This is a genomic window from Pseudomonas sp. SCB32 (assembly GCF_009189165.1).
Taxonomy (GTDB): domain Bacteria; phylum Pseudomonadota; class Gammaproteobacteria; order Pseudomonadales; family Pseudomonadaceae; genus Pseudomonas.
Map to the genome: position 1 here is coordinate 5,021,496 of NZ_CP045118.1, position 19,146 is coordinate 5,040,641.

20 protein-coding genes and 1 riboswitch are annotated in these 19,146 nt (G+C 65.3%); of the genes, 9 read left to right on the forward strand and 11 right to left on the reverse strand.

The genetic code is table 11. The annotated features are described in order from the left end of the window. Positions 1–50: 50 nt before the first annotated feature. From GA645_RS22905 to GA645_RS22920, 4 genes are all read left to right on the forward strand, one after another. Complete coding sequence (locus tag GA645_RS22905; RefSeq protein WP_152225748.1) at positions 51–1,055, forward strand: class I SAM-dependent methyltransferase; 1,005 nt, start codon at positions 51–53, stop codon at positions 1,053–1,055. Between the two features lie 117 nt (positions 1,056–1,172). Further along, complete coding sequence (locus tag GA645_RS22910; RefSeq protein WP_152228268.1) at positions 1,173–2,630, forward strand: amino acid permease; 1,458 nt, start codon at positions 1,173–1,175, stop codon at positions 2,628–2,630. A 43-nt stretch (positions 2,631–2,673) separates the two neighbouring features. Next, positions 2,674–2,805: riboswitch (yybP-ykoY riboswitch) on the forward strand. A 77-nt stretch (positions 2,806–2,882) separates the two neighbouring features. Beyond that, positions 2,883–3,464: a TMEM165/GDT1 family protein gene (locus tag GA645_RS22915; RefSeq protein ID WP_152225750.1), complete on the forward strand. Its 582-nt coding sequence runs from the start codon at positions 2,883–2,885 to the stop codon at positions 3,462–3,464. Between the two features lie 104 nt (positions 3,465–3,568). Beyond that, positions 3,569–4,012, forward strand: a complete 444-nt coding sequence (locus tag GA645_RS22920; protein WP_152225752.1) for a ketosteroid isomerase-related protein — start codon at positions 3,569–3,571, stop codon at positions 4,010–4,012. Between the two features lie 223 nt (positions 4,013–4,235). Here GA645_RS22920 and GA645_RS22925 read toward each other — a convergent pair whose 3' ends face one another. Both GA645_RS22925 and GA645_RS22930 read right to left on the reverse strand, forming a co-directional pair. After that, entirely contained in the window at positions 4,236–5,243 is a 1,008-nt protein-coding gene (locus GA645_RS22925; protein WP_152225754.1) for an NAD-dependent epimerase/dehydratase family protein, read from the reverse strand. Between the two features lie 35 nt (positions 5,244–5,278). Then, positions 5,279–6,097: a M48 family metallopeptidase gene (locus tag GA645_RS22930; RefSeq protein WP_152225756.1), complete on the reverse strand. Its 819-nt coding sequence runs from the start codon at positions 6,095–6,097 to the stop codon at positions 5,279–5,281. Between the two features lie 190 nt (positions 6,098–6,287). Here GA645_RS22930 and GA645_RS22935 point away from each other — a divergent pair, with 190 nt between their 5' ends. Continuing rightward, entirely contained in the window at positions 6,288–8,420 is a 2,133-nt protein-coding gene (locus GA645_RS22935; protein ID WP_152225758.1) for a methyl-accepting chemotaxis protein, read from the forward strand. A 252-nt stretch (positions 8,421–8,672) separates the two neighbouring features. On the opposite strand, the gene GA645_RS22940 is transcribed toward GA645_RS22935, so the two are convergent. The 3 genes from GA645_RS22940 to GA645_RS22950 are packed head-to-tail and all read right to left on the reverse strand — an operon-like array spanning position 8,673 to position 9,764. After that, positions 8,673–9,284, reverse strand: coding sequence for an SOS response-associated peptidase (locus GA645_RS22940; protein WP_152225760.1), 612 nt, complete (start codon positions 9,282–9,284; stop codon positions 8,673–8,675). Positions 9,285–9,315: 31 nt separating this feature from the next. Further along, a complete protein-coding gene (locus tag GA645_RS22945) occupies positions 9,316–9,582 on the reverse strand; it encodes a DUF2007 domain-containing protein (protein WP_152225762.1) in 267 nt (88 codons plus the stop codon). After that, positions 9,582–9,764 carry a CPXCG motif-containing cysteine-rich protein gene (locus GA645_RS22950; RefSeq protein WP_152225764.1) on the reverse strand — a complete coding sequence of 61 codons (183 nt, stop codon included), beginning with the start codon at positions 9,762–9,764 and terminating at the stop codon, positions 9,582–9,584. Before GA645_RS22950 ends, GA645_RS22945 begins: the two co-directional genes overlap by 1 nt. Positions 9,765–9,904: 140 nt before the next feature. On the opposite strand from GA645_RS22950, the gene GA645_RS22955 reads away from it, so the two are divergent. Then, positions 9,905–11,062 carry a 1-acyl-sn-glycerol-3-phosphate acyltransferase gene (locus GA645_RS22955; RefSeq protein WP_152225766.1) on the forward strand — a complete coding sequence of 386 codons (1,158 nt, stop codon included), beginning with the start codon at positions 9,905–9,907 and terminating at the stop codon, positions 11,060–11,062. Positions 11,063–11,101: 39 nt separating this feature from the next. Here GA645_RS22955 and GA645_RS22960 read toward each other — a convergent pair whose 3' ends face one another. Further along, entirely contained in the window at positions 11,102–11,380 is a 279-nt protein-coding gene (locus GA645_RS22960) for a hypothetical protein (RefSeq protein ID WP_152225768.1), read from the reverse strand. Positions 11,381–11,648: 268 nt separating this feature from the next. On the opposite strand from GA645_RS22960, the gene GA645_RS22965 reads away from it, so the two are divergent. Then, a complete protein-coding gene (locus tag GA645_RS22965; protein WP_152225770.1) occupies positions 11,649–11,855 on the forward strand; it encodes a hypothetical protein in 207 nt (68 codons plus the stop codon). An 81-nt stretch (positions 11,856–11,936) separates the two neighbouring features. On the opposite strand, the gene GA645_RS22970 is transcribed toward GA645_RS22965, so the two are convergent. Then, complete coding sequence (locus tag GA645_RS22970; RefSeq protein WP_152225772.1) at positions 11,937–12,524, reverse strand: YajG family lipoprotein; 588 nt, start codon at positions 12,522–12,524, stop codon at positions 11,937–11,939. Positions 12,525–13,336: 812 nt separating this feature from the next. On the opposite strand from GA645_RS22970, the gene mqo reads away from it, so the two are divergent. Further along, complete coding sequence (mqo, locus tag GA645_RS22975) at positions 13,337–14,830, forward strand: malate dehydrogenase (quinone) (protein ID WP_152225774.1); 1,494 nt, start codon at positions 13,337–13,339, stop codon at positions 14,828–14,830. Between the two features lie 70 nt (positions 14,831–14,900). Here mqo and GA645_RS22980 read toward each other — a convergent pair whose 3' ends face one another. The 3 genes from GA645_RS22980 to GA645_RS22990 form a co-directional block, all read right to left on the reverse strand. After that, complete coding sequence (locus tag GA645_RS22980) at positions 14,901–15,302, reverse strand: VOC family protein (protein ID WP_152225776.1); 402 nt, start codon at positions 15,300–15,302, stop codon at positions 14,901–14,903. Between the two features lie 308 nt (positions 15,303–15,610). Continuing rightward, positions 15,611–15,898 carry a PA4642 family protein gene (locus tag GA645_RS22985; protein ID WP_017519723.1) on the reverse strand — a complete coding sequence of 96 codons (288 nt, stop codon included), beginning with the start codon at positions 15,896–15,898 and terminating at the stop codon, positions 15,611–15,613. A 98-nt stretch (positions 15,899–15,996) separates the two neighbouring features. Further along, positions 15,997–16,482, reverse strand: a complete 486-nt coding sequence (locus tag GA645_RS22990; protein WP_152225778.1) for a hypothetical protein — start codon at positions 16,480–16,482, stop codon at positions 15,997–15,999. A 137-nt stretch (positions 16,483–16,619) separates the two neighbouring features. On the opposite strand from GA645_RS22990, the gene GA645_RS22995 reads away from it, so the two are divergent. Beyond that, the gene (locus GA645_RS22995; protein ID WP_152225780.1) at positions 16,620–17,537 is read left to right on the forward strand and encodes a LysR family transcriptional regulator; all 918 of its coding nucleotides are present in this window, start codon (positions 16,620–16,622) and stop codon (positions 17,535–17,537) included. Here GA645_RS22995 and GA645_RS23000 read toward each other — a convergent pair. Continuing rightward, entirely contained in the window at positions 17,521–18,945 is a 1,425-nt protein-coding gene (locus GA645_RS23000) for an aldehyde dehydrogenase family protein (protein WP_152225782.1), read from the reverse strand. The two genes, GA645_RS22995 and GA645_RS23000, sit on opposite strands and share 17 nt — an antisense overlap. Positions 18,946–19,146: the final 201 nt, after the last annotated feature.

The following is a 19,146-nucleotide window of genomic DNA, read 5'->3' on the forward strand; positions in this document are numbered from 1 at the left end:
TCGGCCATTGCGGCCCTGCTAAACTCCCGCCCTTTTTTCCAGGAGGCCGCATGTCCAACGCCCCCACCAGTGAAGTGCTGCTGCGCCAGATCGAGCGCTTCCAGGGCCGCGTCCTGCTCGCCGGCCTGCCCGCCGACGCCTTGCTCGGCGACCTGCCGCAGGCCCGGGGCTGGAGCTGGCACGCCGGCGAAGCCCGCCAGCTCGAAGCCCGCTATCCGGGCCGCTGCCACTTCGGCGCGACCGCCCCGGAAGGCGAGTTCGACGCCGCCGTGCTGTTCCTGCCCAAATCCCGTGAACTCACCGATTACCTGTTCGCCGCCCTGGCCAGTTGCGTGCCCGGCGGCGAGCTGTATCTGCTCGGCGAGAAGCGCGCCGGCGTCGAACGCGCCAGCAAGCAGCTCGGCGAATTCGGCCGCGCCAGCAAGCTCGACAGTGCCCGCCATTGCCAGCTGTGGCACGCGCACATCGACGGTGCGCCTGTAGCACCCGACCTGCACGCCTTGGCGCAACGCTATGAACTGCCGCTGGCCGATGGCCCTCTGCAAGTCATCACCCTGCCCGGCGTGTTCAGCCATGGCCGCCTGGATCGCGGCAGTGCCCTGTTGCTGGAGCAACTGGACGGCCTGCCGAGCGGCCATGTGCTGGACTTCGGCTGCGGCGCGGGGGTGCTCGGCGCAACGCTCAAACGACGTTATCCACAGAGCCGCCTGACCCTGCTGGACGTCGACGCCTTCGCCGTCGAGAGCAGCCGCCTGACCCTGGCCGCCAACAACCTGGAAGGCGAAGTGATCGCCGGCGACGGCATCGATGCCGCACCGGAAAACCTCGCCGCCATCGTCAGCAACCCGCCCTTCCACCAAGGCGTGCACACCAGCTATGCGGCTACTGAACACCTGCTGCGCCAGTCCGCGCGCCATCTGGCGTCCGGCGGCGAATTGCGCCTGGTGGCCAACAGCTTCCTGAAATACCCGCCGCTGATCGAGCAGCACCTCGGCCCCTGCCAGACCCTGGCCGAGTCCGACGGCTTCCGCATTTATAGCGCCCGACGGCGCTGACCCAAGGCCCGCACTACACTGCAGCGAGCCATGGACCGGCGCGCCGCTGCACGCCCAGACTGATCGAGGACACCCGTGAATCGCAGAATCAACGACGATGTCGAGCTGACATTCGCCATGGGGCCGAAAGAGAAGCCGCATCACCTGAAGCGCTCTCTCAAGCCCCGCCACCTGAACATGATCGCCATCGGCGGCTCCATCGGCACCGGCCTGTTCGTCGCCTCCGGCAGCACCATCGCCACCGCCGGCCCCGGCGGCGCGCTGATGGCCTACGCGCTGATCGGCCTGATGGTGTTCTTCCTCATGACCAGCCTCGGCGAGCTGGCGGCGCACATCCCCGATTCCGGCTCGTTCTGCACCTACGGCAGCCGTTTCATCGACGATGGCTTCGGTTTCGCCATGGGTTGGAACTACTGGTACAACTGGGCGGTGACCATCGCCGCGGAACTGGTGGCCGCACAGCTGGTGATGAAGTTCTGGCTCCCTGACGTGCCCGGCATCTACTGGAGCGTGGTGTTCCTGGGCATCATGTTCATGCTCAACTTCTTCTCGGTGAAGGGCTTCGGCGAGAGCGAGTTCTGGTTCGCACTGATCAAGGTGGTCGCCGTCGTCGTATTCATCGGCATTGGCCTGGCCAGCATCATCGGCATCATGCACGGCATCGACAGCCCCGGCTTCAGCAACTTCACCACCGGTGACGCACCCTTCGTCGGCGGCCTGCAGGCGATGATCGGGGTGGCGATGATCGCCGGTTTCTCCTTCCAGGGCACCGAGCTGATCGGCGTCGCCGCCGGTGAATCGGAAAACCCGCAGAAGTCCATTCCCATCGCCATCCGCCAGGTGTTCTGGCGAATCCTGATGTTCTACATCCTGTCGATCTTCGTGATCGGCATGCTGATCCCCTACACAGATCCGAACCTGCTCAAGACCGACAGCGCCGACATCAGCACCTCGCCCTTCACCCTGCTGTTCGAGCGCGCGGGCCTCGCCGCCGCCGCGGGCGTGATGAACGCGGTGATCCTCTCGGCGATCCTCTCGGCGGGCAACTCGGGCATGTACGCCTCGACCCGGATGCTCTACACCATGGCCACCCAGGGCAAGGCGCCGCGCCTGTTCACCCAGGTGTCCGATAGCGGCGTGCCGCGCTATGCGCTGCTGGCCACCACCTTCGTCGGCGCGCTGTGCTTCCTCACCAGCTTCATCGGCGACAAGACCGTCTACACCTGGCTGCTCAACGCCTCGGGCATGTGCGGCTTCATCGTCTGGCTGGGCATCGCCGTGTCGCATTACCGCTTCCGCAAGGCCTTTGTCCTGCAGGGCGGCGACCTCAACAGCCTGCCGTACCGCGCCAAATGGTTCCCCTTTGGCCCGCTGTTCGCCTTCACCCTCTGCCTGGTCATCACCCTGGGGCAGAACTACCAGGCGTTCGTCGGCGAGCACGTGGACTGGCCCGGGCTGATCGCCACCTACATCACCATCCCGCTGTTCCTCTCGATCTGGCTGGGCTACCGCTTCAAGAACGGCACCCGCTTCATTCGCTACGAGGACATGGACATCCGCTCCCACCGCGAATGATCCGACGCGCAGGCTTGCCCAAGTCCTAGGACTTGGGCAGAATGCCCCCGTCCTAGGGGAGTAGTCTCCCGCGAGCGCCCAGCTCGCCCGGTACGCGTCAACACACTTGGTCCACAGACCATGGCGCGTGCGACCCACGCCTGCAACGCTCAGGCCCGGGTTTGACAAGACCTATGACACGAGCAACCTGACCCGGGGCGGGCAGGTGGCGCGTGTCATGGTGATTAGTCGACCCGCCCCTTAGGAAGCCTGATGGAATCCCTCTTCGTCCCAACCCTGATCGTTGCCCTGGCCGAAATCGGCGACAAGACGCAACTGCTCGCGCTCGTCCTCGCTGCCCGTTTCCGCAAGCCCTGGCCGATCATCGCCGGGATCATCGCCGCCACCCTGGCCAACCACTTCGCCGCCGGCGCCGTTGGCAGCTGGGTCGCCAGCTTCTTCTCGGCAACCACCCTGAGCTGGGTGCTGGCCGCGTGCTTCCTGGCCGTCGCCGGCTGGACCCTGATCCCCGACAAGCTGGATGACGACGAAGAAGGCGCGCTGAAGAAATTCGGCCCGTTCCTCACCACCCTGATCGCCTTCTTCCTCGCCGAGATGGGCGACAAGACCCAGGTCGCCACCGTGATGCTGGCCGCGCAGTACCCGCACTTCTGGCTGGTGGTGATGGGCACCACGCTGGGCATGCTGATCGCCAACGTGCCGGTGGTGCTGGCCGGCAACTTCGCCGCCGATCGCCTGCCGCTCAACCTGATCCGCCGCCTGGCCGCCGCCGCCTTCGCCGTTCTCGGCCTGGCCGCCGTCTGGCATGCGTTGCAACTGGGCGGCGTGCTCTGACCTGAGCTCGAGGGAGCCTGGCGCGCCGGCCAATGCCTGTGTTTCACAATCGATACACAGTGGTGCGCCATTCTCCCCGTACATCAGCAAGCACAGGAAGCGCCATGTCTGAGAAGGATCTCAAGAAGCTCGCTCGCCAGCACATCGACCTTGCGTGGAACAAGGGTCACCTGGCGCTGGCCGAGCAGCTGCACAGCCCGGACTTCATCTACAAGAGCGCCTTCACCGCGCAACCCCTGAACAACGCCGGCTACCGCCGCCTGGTACAGGAGATCCGCTCGGCCATGCCGGACCTGGAAGTGGTGGTGGAGGAATGCATCCGCGAAGGCAACAAGGTGTTCACCTGGAGCACCCTGCTGGGCAGCATCTCCCGCCCCGCCTTCGGCTACCCGGCCAGCGAAAAGATTCTCAGCCTGTCGGCCATGGGCTTCTGGGTGTTCAGCAGTACCGGGGAAATCGTCGAACTGTGCACCATGTTCGACATGGAAAGCTTCCGCGCGCAGATGGGGCTGCAGAACCGGCCCTTTGCCGAGAAGGCGCTGCCCTGAGATGAAAAAGCCCGGCATCTGCCGGGCCTTTTCATTTGTGCTCTTCGTAGGAGCGAGGTTGCTCGCGCCCCCCGCAGCGGGGCGGGTTCGCGAGCAAGCTCGCTCCTACATTGTTTCTGGGTCCCCGCGTTCGCGGGGATGACGCAGGGAGCGCGAATCCCACCTCCGTCACTCCCGCGAACGCGGGAGCCCAAAAGACAGTGGCTCCTACAGGGTGCGCAATCTACAGATAGTCATTGGCATGGAACCAGGCGATCGCCCGCTCCAGCGTATCCTCCAGCGGCACATGGGACTCGAAGCGCAGCTCTTCGCGCGCCTTGCGCCCATCGAGGAACTGCCCGCCGGCCATCACCTCGATCGCCGTATCGTCCAGCAGCGGCACCTTGCCGGTCAGCCGGTAGCGCCAGCGACCCAGGGTCGCCAAGGCGCGCGCACGGTGCAGTGGCATCGGTGTCGGCGCCGGCTTGCCCAACAGGCGAGCGATGGTGGCGGTCAACTCGCCCATCTCGATGTTGTGCCCGGTGAGCAGGTAGCGCTCGCCGACCCGGCCGCGCTCCAGCGCCAGCAGCAGGCCACGGCCGGCCTCGGCGGCGTCGATCACGTTGCGCCGGCCCGGCACGTAGTGAAGCATCTCATCATGCCCGATGGCGGTGATCAGCCGTCCGGTGGTCGGGCCGATGTCGAGCTCGCCCAGCGCCATGCCGGGAATCCCGATCACCACCGGCAACCCGCCGCGCGCCTGCTCGCGGGCCTGCTCGTCGAGCGCCCACTTGCACATGACGTAGGCACTCTTGCCGGTAGGCAGGCCCTCGTAGAACAGCCCCTCGTGCCCCGGCAGCCCCTGGGGGTGCAACGGCATGGCGAAGGCCGAACCGACGTAGAGGATGCGCGGCACCTTGGCCTGCAGACAGGCGGCGTAGAAGTGGTTGGTCAGGTCCAGGGCACTGGCCACCTCTTCCTGCCAGCGACGCGGCCGCACCGGGTAGTAGCCGGCGCTGAAGATCACCGCATCCAGGCCGCTCAGCGCTCGCGCCATGCCGCGGTGGTCGAAGAGCTCGGCCACCCGGCATTCCGGTTCGAGGTAGGCCAGCCGCTGAATCTGCGACGACGGCCGATGGATCAGCACCAACTGGTGTCCCGCGGCCTTGATGGCACGGGCAGCGTGATGGCCCAGGAGCCCTGTGGCTCCAAGTACAGCAATTTTCACGGGCGCTCCCTGTTCACGTTGCACAGCGGCGCAACCACGCGCCGCTCCTGGCGGGCCAATCAGTGGCCTTTGGCTTGCTCGTAAAGCGGCATCACCTTCGGAATGGCAGCCTGCAGGTTGGCCATCCGGGTGCTGTCGGCCGGGTGGGTGCTGAGGATTTCCGGCGGAGCATCGCCACCGGCCTGTCCCATCTTCTGCCACAAGGTCATCGCGGCGTTGGGGTTATAGCCGGCGCGGGCGGCCAATTCCAGGCCGATCAGGTCAGCTTCGTTCTCGTTCTGCCGGCTGTTGGGCAGGGTCAGGCTGTATTCCACTACCTGGTGGGCCAGGTCGACGCTGTTCTGGCCCAGGCCCAGCAGGGCGCCGCCGATGCCCAGGCCCATCTGCTCGGCGTAGGCGCGGGACATGGCTTCACGGCCGTGCTCGCGCAGGGCGTGGGCGATCTCATGGCCCATCACGGCGGCGAGTTCGTCATCGGTCAGCTTCAACTTATCGATCAGCCCGGTGTAGACGATGATCTTGCCGCCGGGACCGCAGTTGGCGTTGAGCTCGTCGCTCTTGATCACGTTGACTTCCCACTTCCAGGACGGTGCATCCGGACGGAAGGCGCCGGTCTGCGGAATCAACCGACTGGCGATGGCCTTCACACGCTTGGCATCACTGCTGCTGGCGTCCAGCTTGCCGGCCTTGGACGCCTCGCCGAGGGTCTGCTGGTAGGACTGGGCGTACATCTGATCGACCTGCGCACTGGACAGCATGCTGAACATGGTCTGCTGGCGGTTGACGCCGACGACGCCGCCGTTGGTGGTGCTCACCTCCTGGCAAGCGGTCAGCAGCAGGGCTGCGGCCAGGCCGGCGACACGGAAAAGACGGGGCATGCTGCTCTCCTGAAACTGTGCAATTACCCAAAGACAGCGCGCATGGTAGGCCGCGCCCCGATGCCCGGCAACTACCCGGCAACAAGCGGCGTACAACGGCGTTACAACCCATTACAAGCAGCCCCTAAGGAAACCGCCCCTGCCTGCCGATAACCAGGCACACGCAGGCTCTGGGACATCGGATACCCGTATGAAATTCAAGTCGATCCAGTTTTCCGTGGTGGCGCTGGCCGGGGCCAGCGTCTTGGCGGTGGTCGCGGCATTGGTGCTGTATGCGCTGTTCGCGGGGGCCAGGACCCAGGCGCTGGTGCAGGAACGCACCCAGGCCTTGCTCGAGCAGGTGATCAATGAGCGCCTGGTGGCTATGGCGCGCGGCCAGGTCAGCCAGATCCAGCGTGAGTTGGAATACCCGCTGACGGTCGCCCGCGACCTGGCCAACACCAACGCCCTGCTCGACGAGACCGACGCCAACGGCCAGCCGGTTCTGGGCATAGGCCGTGCCGGCATGTCCAACCTGCTGCGCCAGACCGTGGCACAAAATCCCAAGCTGCTCGACGCCTTCGCCGGCTGGGAACCCAATGCTTTTGCCGGCAGCGACAGCCAGTACGCCGGCCTGCCGGGCTACGACGCCAGCGGCCGCTTCATGCCCTGGTGGTACCGCAAGGACGGCGGCCTGACCGTGGAAGCCATGGGCGACACCCTGGAAAGCCAGAAGATGCAGCCCACCGGCGTGCGCGAAGGCGAGTACTACCTGTGCCCGAAAGAGAAGCACCAGCCCTGCATCGTCGACCCGGCGCCCTATGAGATGGCTGGCAAGATGGTGCTGATGTCCTCCTTCAACGCACCGATCATGGTCAAGGGCCAGTTCAAGGGCACCGTCGGCGTGGACCTGTCGCTGGACTTCATCCAGGACCTGCTCAAGGCCGCCGACGGCCAGCTTTACCACGGCGCCGGCGAGATGGCGCTGATCTCCACCAATGGCCGCCTGGTCGCCTACACCAAGGACCCGAGCAAGCTCGGCGAGCCTGCCAGCAGCGTGCTGGACGCCAGCGAAGTGGCCAACCTGAGCAAGCTGACGCTCGACCAGCCGCTGACTTCGGTGGACCAGGAGCACGGCCACATCGAGCTGTTCCTGCCCTTCACCATCGCCGATTCCGGCGCGCGCTGGACCCTGATGCTGCAACTGCCGCAGGAAGCCGTGCTGGGTGACCTGAAGCAGCTGCAGGCCGACCTGAAGTCGCAACGCGACGGCGACACCCTGGGCATGACCCTGGTGGGCCTGCTGATCGCCGCTATCGGCCTTGCGGTGATCTGGCTGGTCGGCCACGGCATCGCCCGCCCGCTGCGCCAGTTGGTCGGCATGCTCGACGATATCGCCCAGGGCGAAGGCGACCTGACCCGCCGCCTGACCAGCGACCGCGCCGACGAACTGGGCTCCATCGCCAAGGGCTTCAACACCTTCCTCGGCAAGCTGCAGGGCATGATCGGCCAGGTGGTGACCTCGGTGCAGCGCGTCAGCGATTCCTCCGAACACACCGCCGACATCGCCATCCGCACCAACCAGGGCGTGCAGAAGCAGCTGGCGGAAATCGAACTGGTGGCCACCGCCGTCCACGAGATGACCGCCACCGCCCAGGACGTGGCGCGCAACGCCACTCACGCGGCGGAAGCGGCCAACCACGCCGACCAGGCCGCGCACCACGGCAAGCGCATCGTCGAGAGCAGCTCGGCGGCGATCCAGGCGCTGGCCAGCGAGATCGGCCGCGCGGTGGGCGTCGTCCAGACCCTGGCCCGCGACAGCGAGAACATCAACGCGATCCTGGTGGCCATTCGCGGCATCGCCGAGCAGACCAACCTGCTGGCGCTCAACGCCGCCATCGAAGCGGCCCGCGCCGGCGAGCAGGGACGCGGCTTCGCGGTGGTCGCCGACGAGGTGCGCAACCTGGCGCAGAAGACCCAGCAGGCCACCGAGGAAATCCAGTCGATGATCCAGCAGCTGCAGCACGGCACCCGCGAAGTGGTGCAGGTGATGCAGCAGAGCCAGGAGAAGACCGACGACAGCGTGCGCCACGCCAGCGAGGCGGCCCAGGCGCTGGAGTCGATCACCCAGGCGGTCTCGGTGATCAACGACATGAACACCCAGATCGCCAGCGCCGCCGAAGAGCAGAGCGCGGTGGCCGAGGACATCAACCGCAACGTCAGCAACATCGGCATGGTCGCCAACCAGGTCGCTGGCGGCGCGGACGAAGCCTCCCAGGCCAGCGCCGAGCTGACCAAGCTGGCCGAGCAGCAGCGTCGGTTGGTGAATCAGTTCAGGGTGTGAGCATGATCGCGGGGGCTGCCCCGCGATCCCTGTAGGAGCAACTGTCTTTTGTGCCCTTGTAGGATGGCGTAGAGCGAAGCGAAACCCATCAACATCGTGCACCGACAGCATGGGTATCGCTTCGCTCCACCCATCCTACGAATTGCGGCAACTCCAGTCCTGGTGCACGACTCCTGTAGGAGCGGACGGAGTCCGCGATCGCGCCCATGGGGCGCTCCTACAGGTCAACTCCGTTTCACAGGGAGTCCGGCATCAGGCCGGCGTCAGGCACTCCGGCCCGTTGCACGTGGGATCATTGACGAAACTCGCCAGCACCTGCTCGCGCAACCGCGCCAGCGGCAATTGCAGCAACTCAAGCAAGCGCGCCCGATCGGTCTCGTTCGACAGCCACTGCGCCTGCTCCACCGCATCGAGGATCAACGGCCGGCGCATGTCCCCGGCCGCCTGGGTGACCATCGCCACGCTGTAGTAGACATGCCCCTCCACCGGATAGGCCTCCCACACCCCCGCGAAACAGATCAGCCCGCCGCCGGAAATCCAGTGCGGGCGCTTGCGCACGCCGCGCCACTCGTAGAAGCCGTTGGCCGGCAGCAGGCAGCGGCGCTGGGCAAAGGCGTCACGGAACATCGGCTGTTCGGCAATGGTTTCGGCGCGGGCATGGGCCGGGGTGCGCGACAGGTCCTTCAGCCAGGCCGGCGTCAGGCCCCAGCGCGCGAGGTCGGCGCAATGCGCACCACCCTCCTCGCGCAGCATCAGTACGCGCGCGCCGGGGGCGAGGTTCCATTGCGGCTGCAGGTCCGCGGGGAAGCCCGAGCTCTGGGCAAGTTCGCGGTTCCAGCGGAACAGGGCGTAGCGGCTGGTCATGGGCAGTCGTTCACGGGGAGGGAGGGATCAATCAGCACAGCAGGACGCCAGGACCGGCCTCGTTGTCGTCGGCGGGTCCCGGCAGGGGTTGCGCGGCATTGTACGCGGCGATCAGCTCCCTCGCCCGCTCGGCATGCTCGTTCTCGACCCACAGGTGCAGCAAGCCCATGCCCGGCAGCTCACCGACACCGCCGAGCAGGTGGCGCCCACCCAGGTGCGACGAAATGCCCTCGTTGGCCAGCATCCCGCCCAGCAGTTCGGCCTCGATCAGGTCGGCGGGTTCGTAGATTCGCTGCATCAGTCGTCCTCGCGCTGGACTTCCAGGGACCACTCCACACCATCGGTGCAAAGCTGGAACAGGATCGGTCGGCAACATACCGGACAGTCTTCATAGTAGCGCTGGTCGCCGCCGGAGAGGTCAATCACGGCCTCCGCCGGCTCGCCGCAATAGGGGCAGGTATAGGCCTGACTTTCGAGCATCGCTGGTTCCCCTGTGACTTCCGTTTATAATCGCGCGGTCTTTCAGGGTGCCCAGTCTGACCGATCGGTTCCCAGGCAACCCTCCGAGCCGTCTATTTCGCGGCCCGGCCCGTGATACCCACAAAAAATTCATAGAGAGCATGATGGGCGAGTTCGAAGCCATCCGACCGTACAATGACGCCGAAGTCCCGGCCGTCCTGCAACGCCTGCTGAGTGATGACGCCTTCCTTGGCGCACTGGCGCGTTACCGCTTCCCCCGTCTGTCCGGTCCGCTCGGCTGGCTGCTCAGACCACTTATAGCTCATCGCCTGGCTCGCGAAGTCACCGGCATCCGTAGCGTGATCGCGCTGCAGGACAAGATCGAGCCCTACGTCGACCGCACCATCGAGCACGCCACCGACGGCGTCACCTATTCCGGCGTCGAGCGCCTGAAGCCCGGCTGCGCGTACCTGTTCATCGCCAACCACCGCGACATCGTGATGGACCCGGCCTTCTGCAACTACGCGATCTACCACGCCAAGCTGCCGACGCCGCGCATCGCCATCGGCGACAACCTGCTGCAGAAGCCGTTCGTCAGCGACCTGATGCGCCTGAACAAGAGCTTCATCGTGCACCGCTCGATCACCGGCCGGCGCGAGAAGCTGGCGGCTTACCAGAAGCTCTCGGCCTACATCAATCACTCGATCCGCGAGGACGGCCAGTCGATCTGGATCGCCCAGGCCGAAGGCCGCGCCAAGGACGGGGATGACCGCACCGATTCGGCGATCCTCAAGATGTTCCACATGAGCCGCAAGGACGAGCCGTTCGCCGAGGTGATCCGCGAGCTGCACCTGATCCCGGTGTCGATCAGCTACGAGTACGACCCCTGCGACGCCGCCAAGGCCCGCGAGCTGTTCACCCGCGCCACCACCGGCGAGTACAAGAAGGCGCCGGGCGAGGACGACCGCAGCATCGTGCAGGGCATCACCGGCTACAAGGGCCGGGTGCACATCAACTTCGGCGAGGAAATCACCGGCGAATTCGGCGATGCCAAGCAACTGGCCGCCGAACTGGACCGGCAGATCCTCGGCAACTACCGGCTGTTCCCGGTGCACTACCTGGCCTACGAGGCCTCCACGCTGCGCGATCCGGCGCTGCAGGTGCCCACCGCCGCCAGCCTGTTCAAGGACGAGGAGCTGCGCCGCGCCCGCACCGAATGGGAGCGTCGCCTGGCCGAGTGCCCCAGCGAGCAGCGCGCGTACCTGATCCTGCAGTACGCCAATCCGGTCCTGAACCAGTACCGCCTCAAGCAGGCATGAAAAAAGGCGCCCTCGGGCGCCTTTTTCAATTCCGGCTCATCACAGCTGCGTGCTGTACCAACTGGCCGCCAGCGCCAGCGCCATGCAGGCGAAGCCGAAGCGGTAGAAGAAGCGGTTCAGCCGCAGCGTCGGCTCGAAGCTGTCCAGCGGAATCGGCTGCAGCTCGCTTTCGGTGGCCAGACGCGCCAGGGCCAGACGCTCACGACGGCGAGTGGCCAGCAGCAGCCAGGCGCCCGCCAGGGCGAAGAACAGCGCCAGATCATTGAGGATCCGACCGGGATGGGCCTGGAATAAGCTCCAGAGCGCCTGCAGCGACATCACAACCTCCACTTCGGGACTGCACACCAGTTATCGCGAAGGAGAGCCGGGGGTGAGTCTACTGGATGAACGGGCATCGCCCGTCATGGATGAGAAACAATCGTCGCGCATTTTATCCGCAGGCCAGTCACTCCAGCCAGCGCGTAACGCTTAATTACGACGAGCGTAAGAGTTATCGAGAATCGGTCTAGGACCTCGCGCGCGCACTGGCACGTTGCTGGCTACAACGAATTCTGCCATTCGAAGTCTTTCGCCAAGGAGATTCGCCATGCTCGACATCGTCCCCCACGAAAACGCGTACCTGATCGAACATCTGGAAGAAATCGAAGCCGTCGTCGTCGAACTGTCGTTCAACGTCCAGGACGATCACTGGCTGGTCTACACCCAGGCCTGCGGCCACGAACACCTGGACCTGCCGGAAAGCCACGAACGCATTCCGTTCTGCGAAGTCGACCCGTACCGCCAGGCCGCCTGATCGCACCATCTTCAGCGGCCCATGAAAAAGCCCGGCATCAGCCGGGCTTTTTCATGTCCGTACGGATCAAGGACGCATCGATCAGCGCTGGTTCAGCGTCTGGCCGACGGTCGGGTCCTTGAACACGCGGTTCAGGGCATCGCTGAGCACGTCGCTCACCAGCTTGCTGTTGGTCGCCTCGTTGGGCGCCATGCCGAAACGCTGGTTCAGGGCGGCGCCGTAGCGGCCGCTGTAGTGACGCGCGCTGTTCTGCACATCGACGCGGAAGGTGGCGCTGATATCGGCCTCGGTGACGTACATGCCTTCCTTGGGCGACTGGTACTTCAGCTCAGCCAGGGTCACGGTCAGCTGCGGCGCGTTGTAGGCGTTCGGCGACGGCGTGAAGCCCAGCAGGCGCACGGCGGTCTCGGCCTGCAGCTGCAGCTTGGGAATCACGTCCTGGCTGCGCACGGTGATCGAGCTGGTTTCCGAGTACAGGCCACCACGGGTGCCCAGCGAGGTGCTGGGGCGGCCGTCGACGACCTTGACCACTACCGGCTGGCCCTGGCCAATGGCAGTGACGGGGCCCTTGAACACAGGGTCCGGGTTGAGTTGTTGCGGGCTGAGCGCACAGCCGGTCAGGGTCAGGCTGGCAGCAGCGATAAAGCTGAGCAACAAACGTTGCAGCATGCTCATCTCTCCATGGGTTGGGCGGTTGGCCGGCAGTATACCGGCCGTCAGCGCAAGCAGATAGCGCCTGGCCATTGGACGCGGAACAGGTTCTCAGGGTTCCCCAAGTGGCGCGGCCACATGCCGTATTGACCGGCCTCGAGCCGAGACGCACCAAGGCGGGGCGAAAAACGCAATTCCAGAGTCAAAGCCTCGGAAAAAAGTCTAAGGTGCAGGGCTTTTTTTTTGTTTCGCCGTTATAATCGCCCCCCGATTATAAGGACGCCTCCAGATCGGGCCCCGCATGATGCCGACACGCCGTGTCTCGCCTCTGCCACCCCTCAAAGAGAGTCGCCACTCGCCTCGGTCACTGGCCGTCGCGCTTTACGTTCGTTGCGCAGAACGCTTGGCAAGGATGCAGCCGCCCCCTCCGTACGGAGACCGGACCGGCCCGCAACGACGATCCCCTTTGAGTTTCACGCCTCCAAAAGAGCGTGATTTGAAGGTTTTTCACTACTTCACGAGAGTGTGGCGAGCAATGAAGAGTTTTGCGTCGGTAGCAGCACCATTAACGTCTGTCCCCGCAGCACTGAATCGCTTTTTCGGCACCGGAAGCCGCGCATAAGCGCCCACCCGATGCACTTGCGGATGTCCTGATCGTCCGCCGTGGATTGCCGAGCGAAGGTGCGCATTTTCCCTCCTCTAATCCCGGCCCAAGGCATTCGCGGATGGTCGCACGCGACCTGAGAAGAATTCGGACTGGCGGCTTTTCGCGCCCAGCGCGCCAAGCCCCTGTCACAACTGGCTGCTGATAGTTTTTTGGAGACGCGTTAATGGCGCAGAACGATTACGAATCGATGGACGTACTGCTGGTAGGCGCCGGCATCATGAGTGCAACCCTGGCTGTCCTGCTCAAGGAAGTCGATCCGAGCGTCAAGCTCGAGATCGTCGAACTGCAGGAGTCCGGGGCCATCGAAAGTTCCAACCCGTGGAACAACGCCGGTACCGGTCACGCCGGCCTCTGCGAGCTGAACTACACCCCGCAGGCCGCCGATGGCTCGATCGACATCAAGAAGGCGGTGAACATCAACGCCCAGTTCGAGGTGTCCAAGCAGTTCTGGGCCTACCTGACCGGGAAAGATGCCTTCGGCGCACCGCGCAACTTCATCAACCCCGTTCCGCACATGAGCTTCGTTCGCGGCAAGGATATTCCTTTCCTGAAGAAGCGCTTCGAGCTGCTCAGCCAGCACCACGCCTTCACCTCGATGGAATACACCGAGGACCGCGCGCAGATCGCCGAGTGGGCACCGCTGACCGTGCCCGGCCGTCCGGCCGACGAGCAGGTCGCCATGACCCGCGTGGAAAGCGGCACCGACGTCAACTTCGGCGCCCTGACCAATCAGCTGCTGGGCTACCTCGCCAGCCGCGAAGGCAGCGCAGTCCGCTACTTCCAGAAGGTCGTGGGCCTTGAGCGCAGCGACGACGGCTGGCTGGTGGACATCAAGAACACCCAGTCCGGCGAAGCCCGCAAGGTCAAGGCGAAGTTCGTCTTCCTCGGCGCCGGCGGCGGTGCACTGCCGCTGCTGCAGATGTCCGGCATTCCGGAAAGCAAAGGCTTCGGCGGCTTCCCGGTGAGCGGCCAGTGGCTGCGTTGCGACAACCCGGAAGTGGTCAAGCACCACCAGGCCAAGGTCTACAGCCAGGCCGAAGTCGGCGCCCCGCCGATGTCCGTGCCGCACCTGGATACCCGCGTCGTCGAGGGCAAGACCTCCCTGCTGTTCGGCCCCTACGCCGGCTTCTCCACCAAGTTCCTGCGTCACGGCTCGTTCCTCGACCTGCCGCTCTCGGTGCGCACCAGCAACCTGCTGCCGATGCTCGCCGTGGCCCGTGACAACATGGATCTCACTCGCTACCTGGTGAAGGAAGTCATGCAGTCCATGGACCAGCGCATCGACTCCCTGCGCAAGTTCTACCCCGAGCTGAACCCGGCCGACTGGCGCCTCGAAACCGCCGGCCAGCGCGTGCAGATCATCAAGAAGGACCCGAAGAAGGGCGGCATCCTGCAGTTCGGCACCGAACTGGTGGCAGCCCAGGACGGCAGCATCGCTGCCCTGCTCGGCGCCTCGCCGGGTGCCTCGGTCACCGTGTCCATCATGCTGGGCCTGCTGGAGCGTTGCTTCCCCGAGCGCTACAAGTCGGCCGAGTGGACCGCGAAGCTCAAGGAGATCTTCCCGGCCCGCGAGAAGCAGCTGGAAACCGACGCCGCGGTCTACCGCGAAGTCAACCAGATGACTGCCGACCGCCTGCAGATCGCCGCCGCGTCCTGAGCCTTGCGCTCATGAAAAAGCCCGCCTTTTGGCGGGCTTTTTCGTTTTCGCTTTCGTTTTAAGTGCAGGGTCAGTGGCAACTGACCATCCAGCCGACGCCGAAGCGGTCGGTGAGCATGCCGAAGCGCTGCGCCCAGAAGGTCTTCTCCATCGGCATATCCACCCGCCCCTCTTCCGCCAGCGAGGCGAACGCCTGCTCCGCCGCCACCACGCTGCGCAGCGCCAGGTGCAGGGAGAAACCATTGAAGGCGGCGTTGTGCTCGCCACGGCCATCGGACAGGAGGATCTCGGTATCGCCGATGCGCAGGCTGGCGTGCATCACCTTGTCCATCCAGCCATCCGGCACCGGCGACGGGCCGGGCGCTTCCTCGTAGCGCATCAGAATATTGAGCTGGGCACCCAGCGCATGCTGGTAGAAGGCAATGGCCTCATCGGCGCGACCATGGAAAAACAGATAGGGCTGTACTTGCACGGCTTCGTCCTCGCCTTGTCGTTATCGTTGTAGGGGGAAGTCTAGGCGGGGATTTCGGGATGGGTCGCCAGTTCGCGCCACGAGAGGGCGCTCCTACAGGTTCTGGCGTCTTGCCGAGGTGTTTTTCCGGTGAGAGCGTATTCCGTCGCGATGGATTTCGCGGACAAGGTCTGCTCCTACGGGAGCGTGCCTCGGTGCTTCAGATGAAGGAGCGCGCCATGCGCGCGATCGCGGGCATGGCCCGCTCCTACAGGTGACAGAATCAAAAAAGCCCGCACAAGGCGGGCTTTTCCAGCAGCTCGAACCGATCAGCCGCGAGCAGCCTTGATCACTTCGATGTAAGGCTCGGCCTGGCGCTGGTCCTGGATCAGGGCGATGAAGTCCTGGCCTTGGGCATCCTTGGCGGACAGGTCGTAACCGGCCTCGACGAAGAAGCCGACGAAGCGCTCGAAGTCGTCGATGCGCAGACCGCGGTAGGCCTTGACCAGCTTGTGCAGGGAGGCCGGAGTGTCGTCGGCCGGTTCCACGTCGAGGAACAGCTTGATGGCGTCGTCGTTGATCTCTTCGCCAATCACCTGCTTCTTGTCTTTACGCATCGCTCGCTTCTCTCTACGGCTGTCTCGGGAATCGCGGCCGGCATCGGCTCAGGCCGGGCACCACGGTCGGGCAGTTTAACCCTGCGCGGTGGCGCCGCTCAACGCGCGCGCACCGCGCCAGTGTGCAGGTCAGCCCAGATATGGCCATTGCCGTAGCTGAGGAACTGCACGTAGACGGTGCCATTGCGCAACAGATCGAGCAGCTTCGGGTAGGACGCCGGCGGGTAATAGAGGCTGAGCACCCGGGTCTTCTCGTCGTAGGCCGGCTTCTTCAGGCTCTTGCCCTCGGCATCGAAGCTGATCACCACCTGGCTGATCTGCGCGCCTTTGTTCAGCGCCTTGCCCTTGAGGCGCAGCAGCGACGGCGTGGTAATCGGGATCGGCTGCTGGTTCGACTGGCGCTGGTTACCCAGTACCACGCTGTATTCGGTGACCTGCAGCAGCTGTTGCTGCTCCGGCTCGCCCTGGCGCAGGCCGGCGTCGTCCGGAGGCAGGAACTGGCTGTGCATCGGCGGCGCGGCGAATGCCACGAGGGGTAGACAGAGCGCCAGCGCCAATGCGGCGCCCGGAATGCGAATGGACATCATCACCTCCGCAGGACAAGGCGCAGCACTCTAGCACGGGCACAAAGCGCCACGACAGGCGCACATGGCATGCCCGCCGATACATTGATAGTCTTCAACACAAATAGCCCCTTGCATCGACAGAGACCGATCACACCATGCTGCACAACGTCTCCGATCTCGACCTGCGCCTGCTCCGCATCTTCGCCTGCGTGGTGCGCTGCGGCGGCTTCTCCGCAGCGCAGGGTGAACTGGGCATGGGGCAGTCGACCATCAGCACGCACATCGCCAGCCTGGAAACGCGCCTGGGCTATCGCCTTTGCGAACGCGGCAAGAGTGGCTTCCGCCTGACCGAGAAAGGCGAGCGGGTGCTGGATTACGCACAGAACCTGTTCGCCGCCCTGGGTGAGTTCCGCGACCAGGTGCAGTCATTGGCGGGGCGTCTTGTGGGTGAACTCCATATCGGAATCGCCGACAACGTTGCCACCCTGCCCGGTGCGCGCATCCATCACACCCTCGCGCGCTTCAACCGCCGCGACCAGGACGTGCGCCTGCATTTCCTCATCGAATCCTCCACCGAACTGGAGCGCATGCTGCTCAACGGACGCCTGAACCTGGCCATCGCCTGCTTCAGCCGGCCCCTGCCGAACCTGCGTTACGAGCCGCTGTACCACGAACGGGTGGCAGTGTTCTGCGGGCGCGAGCATCCGTTGTTCGCCAAGGACGTGACGGATGTCGCGGAGCTGGAGCGCTGCAACTGGATTCAGCACGGCTATGCGGTGGCCGACGTGCAGCTCCCGGCCGATCCGCAGCGCAGCACGGCCTTCACCCAGCACATGGAGGCGGTGCTTCACGCGGTGCGCGCCGGCACCCACCTGGGCTACCTGCCGACCCACTATGCCGAGCGCTGGGTCGACCAGGGCGACATGCGCGCCCTGCTGCCGGACAGCCTCGGCTACGGCATCACCCATAGCCTGGTGGTGCGCGACGAGCCGGGGCACAACGAAGCGCTCCAGGCGCTGGTGGAGGACCTGCGCCTGGAGCACGGGGTAACGCCGGTCAGCGCGGCGCGGTGATGTGCTTGATGTCGAAGAATGCCGACAGGCCCCACGGGCCCAGCTCACGGCCGATGCCGCTGCGCTTGCCGCCACCCCAGGAGGTCTGCGGGAATACCACTTGCGGCGAGTTCAGCCAGACGTTGCCGGCCTCCAGGTTCTCGGCGACGCGCTGGGCGCGCTCCAGGTCGGCACTGCAGACGGTGGCCGCAAGGGCGAAGTCGTTGTCGTTGGCCTGACGCAGGGCATCCGTTTCATCGCTGAAGGTGCGCACGCACAGAACCGGGCCGAAGACTTCCTCGCGCCACAGGCGGCTGTCCGCCGGAACGTCGGTGTAGACGGTCGGCTGGATGAACCAGCCCTCACCCGCTTCGCCGCCGGTCAGGCAGGCCAGTCCCTCGTCGCGGGCAACGGCGAAGTAGTCGAGCACCTTGCGGTACTGCGCTTCGCTGGTCATCGGGCCCATGTCGGTCTCGCCCTGCAGCGGGTTACCCACGCGCAGGCCTTCCACCGCGACCTTCAGCTTCGCCAGCAGCGGCTCGGCGATGGACGCCTGCACCAGCAGGCGCGAGGTAGCCGAGCACATCTGGCCGGCGTTCCAGTAGACGCCGGCGATGATCCACTGCACGGCCTCGTCCAGGTCGCAATCTTCGAATACCAGGATCGGCGACTTGCCGCCCAGCTCCAGGCCCACCGGCAGGGTGCGCGCAGCGGCGGCTTCCATGACCTTGCGGCCCACAGCGTTGCTGCCGGTGAAGGACAGCTTGGCGATGGTCGGATGGCTGCACAGCGCGGCGCCGGCATCGGCCAGGCCCGGCACCAGGTTCAGCACGCCCGCGGGCAGGCCGATGGCGTCGGCGATCTCACCCAGCACCAGCTCGATCAGTGGGGTGATCTCCGAGGGCTTGAGCACCACGGTGCAACCCGCCGCCAGGGCCGGCGCGACTTTCCAGGCGCTGGTCACCAGCGGGAAGTTCCACGGGACGATCAGGCCGACCACGCCGATGGGCTCGAAGCGGGTCTGCGAACGGTAGCCGGCGTCCGGCAGGGCGACTTCGGCGTTCTGCCGGGCGTCGAGCTGGTCAGCCAGTTCGGCGTAGTAGGCGAAGGTGGCGATGGCGTCGCCGATATCGATTTCCGCTTCCAGGCGCGGCTTGCCGCTGGCCTGCATCTGCAGGGCGATCAGGGTTTCGCGGCGGGCTTCCAGTTGCTCGGCGAAGGCACGCAGGTAACCGGCGCGCTGGGCAGCGGTGGTCTGGCGCCAGTCGGCGAAGGCTCGCTTGGCCGCGGCGACGGCACGCTCGACGTCGGATGCGCCGGCACAGGCGACTTCCGGCAGCGCCACACGGGTGGACGGATCGATCGGGCGCAGGACAGCGCCGTTGTCGGCGGCCTGCCATTGGCCATCGATATAGAGAAGACGGGACATGCGAACCTCAGGCGGTTTTCAACGAGGGTCGCAGGATAGGCGGGGCATGCATCGGCAAAAATGCGAGTCAGCCCATGCATGCATCGATATTTCTCAATGCATGACTTGGCGTAGGAGCGGACTCCGTCCGCGACCGATTTACCACCGCTCCGTTAGGCCACAGAGTTGGGCGAAGCTATCGCGGACGGAGTCCGCTCCTAC